Genomic DNA, 3,687 nt, shown 5'->3' with positions numbered 1-3,687 from the left:
CAGGCCTCCCAGGCCGCCCCCGCCACGGGAAAACCCGCCGGCCTCACCCCGGAGAAGCGCCGCAGCAAGGCCCTGCGCCGCTTCGCGCTCTCCATCACCGTCCTCAACATCGTCGGCCTGACCTGGCTGGGCTTCGAGCAGGCGTACGCGACCCCGTTCGTCGCCGTCGGCACCGCCTACGCCACCGAACTGCTGCTGGAGACCGTCGACGCGGCCGTGCACCGCCGGCGCCCGCGCTACGCGGGCCCGTTCGGCCGGGTCCTCGACTTCATGCTGCCCGCGCACATCACCGGGCTCGCCTGCTCCATGCTGCTCTACGCCAACGACCGGCTCTGGCCCATCGCGTTCGCCGCCGCCGTCGGCATCGGCTCCAAGTACGTGGTGCGCGCCCGGGTGCGCGGCAGGTCGCAGCACGTCCTCAACCCGTCCAACACCGGGATCGTCGCCACCCTGCTGATCTACGACTGGGTGGGCATCGCCCCGCCGTACGAGTTCACCGAGTACCCGCCCGGCGTGCTGCGCTGGATCATCCCGTTCGCGGTGCTGGTGGCCGGGACGATGCTCAACGCCAAGCTCACCCTGAAGATGCCGCTGCTGCTGGGCTGGGCCGGCGGCTTCGTCCTCCAGGCGCTGGTGCGCTCCGCGTTCACCGACGCCTGGCTCGTCGGCGCGCTGACGCCGATGACCGGCGTGGCCTTCATCCTCTACACCAACTACATGATCAGCGACCCGGGGACGACGCCGTTCGCGCCCCGCCGCCAGTTCGCCTTCGGGCTGGGGATCGCCGCCGCGTACGGGACGCTGATGGCCCTCCACATCACCTTCGGCCTGTTTTTCGCACTGGCCGTGGTGTGCGTGGCGCGCTGGCTGGCGCTGGTGACGCTGCCGCTGCTGAAACGTGTCCCTGATCTTCGTCCTGCTGCTGTCGTGCGGGAGGCTCCGTGAAGTGCCCCGTCGCCATCGTGGGGATGGCCTGTCGCTATCCCGACGCCGACGGCCCCGGCGAGCTGTGGCGGACCGTGCTCGCCGGGCGCCGCGCCTTCCGCCGGATCCCGCCCGAACGGCTGCGGCTCGCCGACTACGCGCCGGGGAGAGCCGGGGACGGCGACGGCATCGACGCCGAACGGGCGGCCGTGCTGGAAGGCTGGACCTTCGACCGGCAGGCCTTCCGGGTGCCCGGCGGCGCCTTCCGCGCCGCCGACCTCACCCACTGGCTCGCCCTCGACGTCGCCGCGGCCGCGCTGCGCGACGCGGGGCTGGCGGAGGGGGAGAACCTGGCGGGCCTCGACCGGGACCGGGTGGGCGTCGTCATCGGCAACTCCCTCACCGGCGAGTTCTCCCGCACCGGGCTGCTGCGGCTGCGCTGGCCGTACGTGCGCCGCACGGTCGATACGGTCCTGGGCCGTCGCGGCCTCGCGGAGGATGAACGGAGGGAACTGCTGCGGGAACTGGAGGAGCTCTACAAGAGCCCCTTCCCCGTCCCCGGCGACGAGTCCCTGGCCGGCGGCCTCGCCAACACCATCAGCGGCCGGATCTGCAACCACTTCGGCTTCCACGGCGCCGGCTACACCGTCGACGCCGCGTGCGCCTCGTCGCTGGTCTCCGTCGTCACCGCCTGCACGGCCCTCGCGGCGGGCGACCTTGACCTCGCCCTGGCCGGCGGTGTCGACCTCAGCCTCGACCCCTTCGAACTCGTCGGCTTCTCCCGCCTCGGCGCGCTCGCCCGAGGGCCGATGCGCGTCTACGACCGGAACCCGACCGGCTTCCTGCCCGGCGAGGGCTGCGGCGTCCTCGTCCTCGCCCGCGCCGAGGACGCCCGGCGCCTCGGCCTGCGCGCCTACGCCCTCATCGAGGGCTGGGGCCTGTCCTCGGACGGCCACGGCGGCCTGACCCGCCCCGAACGCGCCGGCCAGGCCCTCGCCCTGCGCCGGGCCTACGAACGGGCCGGCTTCGCCCCGGCCACGGCCGGCCTGGTCGAGGGCCACGGCACGGGCACGGCCGTCGGCGACGAGGTGGAACTCGCGGTCCTGACGGAGGCACTGGGCTCCGGGGACGGCCCGCCGGTCGCGCTCGGCAGCGTCAAGGCGAACATCGGCCACACGAAGGCGGCGGCGGGCGTGGCCGGGCTGATCAAGGCCGCCCTCGCCGTCCACCACGGCGTCCTGCCGCCCACCACCGGCTGCGAGGACCCCCACCCGCTGCTCACGGCCCCGCTGCGGACCCTCGACGAGCCGGAGGACTGGCCGGGGCGCGCGCTGCCCCGCCGGGCCTCCGTCAACTCCGTGGGCTTCGGCGGCGTCAACGCCCACGTCGTCCTGGAGGCCACCGGCGCGCCGCCGCGCCCGTACGCGTACCCCCGTCCGTATGTGCCCGCGCCCGGGTGGGAGGTCTTCCCGGTGGGCGGGGACGGCGTCGAGGAGGCCGTCGATCGGCTGCTCCGACTCGCGGAGACGGCGGAGTCCCTGTCGGACGCGGAACTGTCGGACGCGGCGGCGGCGCTGGCGGGGGGTGAGCCGACCCGTGTCCGGGTGGCCGTCGTCGCCTCCTCGCCCGGCGAACTGGCCGAGCGGCTGAGGTCGGCGGCGCGCTCGCTCGGCCGGCGGCCGGGGGAGGGGTGCCACGGGGACACGGCCGCCGGGGTGTTCACGGGCGTGGGCCCCACGGCCCGGCTCGGCCTGCTCTTCCCGGGGCAGGGCACGGCGGGCGGACGCGTCGGCAGCGGACCGCTGGGACGGATCGTCGCGGCCGGGGACCTGTTCGCGGAGGTGCCGCCGTCCACCCTCGAGGCGACCGACACGTCCGACACGTCCGTGGTCCAGCCCGCCGTGGTCGCGGCCTCGCTGGCGGGGCTGCGCTACCTGGACCGCCTGGGCGTCCGCGCCCGGGCCGCGCTCGGCCACAGCCTCGGCGAACTCACCGCCCTGACCTGGGCCGGAGCCCTGCCGCCGGCCGCGGCCGTGCGGCTGGCCCGCGCCCGGGGCGCCCTCATGGCCCGGTACGCCGAGGGCGGCGGCGGAATGCTCGCGGTGGCCGCGCCGGTGGACACGGCGGAAGCCCTCCTGGCCGGCACGGACGCGGTGATCGCGGCCGTCAACGGCCCCGGCCGGCTGACCGTCGCGGGCCCCGTGCCGTCCCTGGCGCTGGTACGGGCGGAGGCGCGCCGCCGGGGCGTCGCCGTGGTGCCCCTCGCGGTCTCGCACGCCTTCCACTCGGCGGCGATGCGGCCGGTGTTGCCGGCGCTGGCGGAGTGCTTCGCGAAGGCCGGCCTGGAGAAGCCGTCGGGCACGGTGGTCTCGTCGGTGACGGCCGCGGTGCTGTCGCCGGACACGGACCTGGCCGCGCTGCTGACGGAACAGGTGACGGCGCCGGTCCGTTTCGGGGACGGGGTACGGGAGCTGGCGCGTCACGCGGACGTACTCCTGGAGGTGGGCGCGGGCGCCACGCTGTCCGCGCTCGCTCGCGACAACACGACGGCGCCCGTCCTGTCGCTGGACGTCACGGGTGGCGCGGGTGCGCTCGCCGCGACGACGGCGGCGCTGTTCGCCGCGTGCGGGGCGGACGTCCGGCCGTGGACGGCGGGCCGCTTCCACCGCCGGCTGGACCTCGACCGGCCGCGGGTGTTCTTGTCGAACCCGTGCGAGGCGCTCCCCGATCCCACCCCTTCCCGGAACGGGGGGCTCCGCCCCC

General features: G+C 75.8%; 2 protein-coding genes. Both read left to right on the top strand.

Annotation, left to right across the window (positions count from 1 at the left end; all coding sequences use genetic code 11):
• A partial coding sequence (locus K6I33_RS33000) for an enediyne biosynthesis protein (protein WP_229358348.1) occupies positions 1-945 on the top strand: 945 nt, incomplete at its 5' end.
• Positions 942-3,687, top strand: a 2,746-nt coding sequence (locus tag K6I33_RS32995; RefSeq protein WP_229358346.1) for a type I polyketide synthase, incomplete at its 3' end; no start/stop codon positions are given. The genes K6I33_RS33000 and K6I33_RS32995, both read left to right, overlap by 4 nt.

The sequence above is a fragment of the Streptomyces sp. UNOB3_S3 genome (assembly GCF_020740895.1).
Taxonomy (GTDB): Bacteria; Actinomycetota; Actinomycetes; order Streptomycetales; family Streptomycetaceae; genus Streptomyces.
The sequence above is the reverse complement of the archived record's forward strand: the minus strand, read 5'-3'. Positions and strand labels throughout refer to the sequence as shown.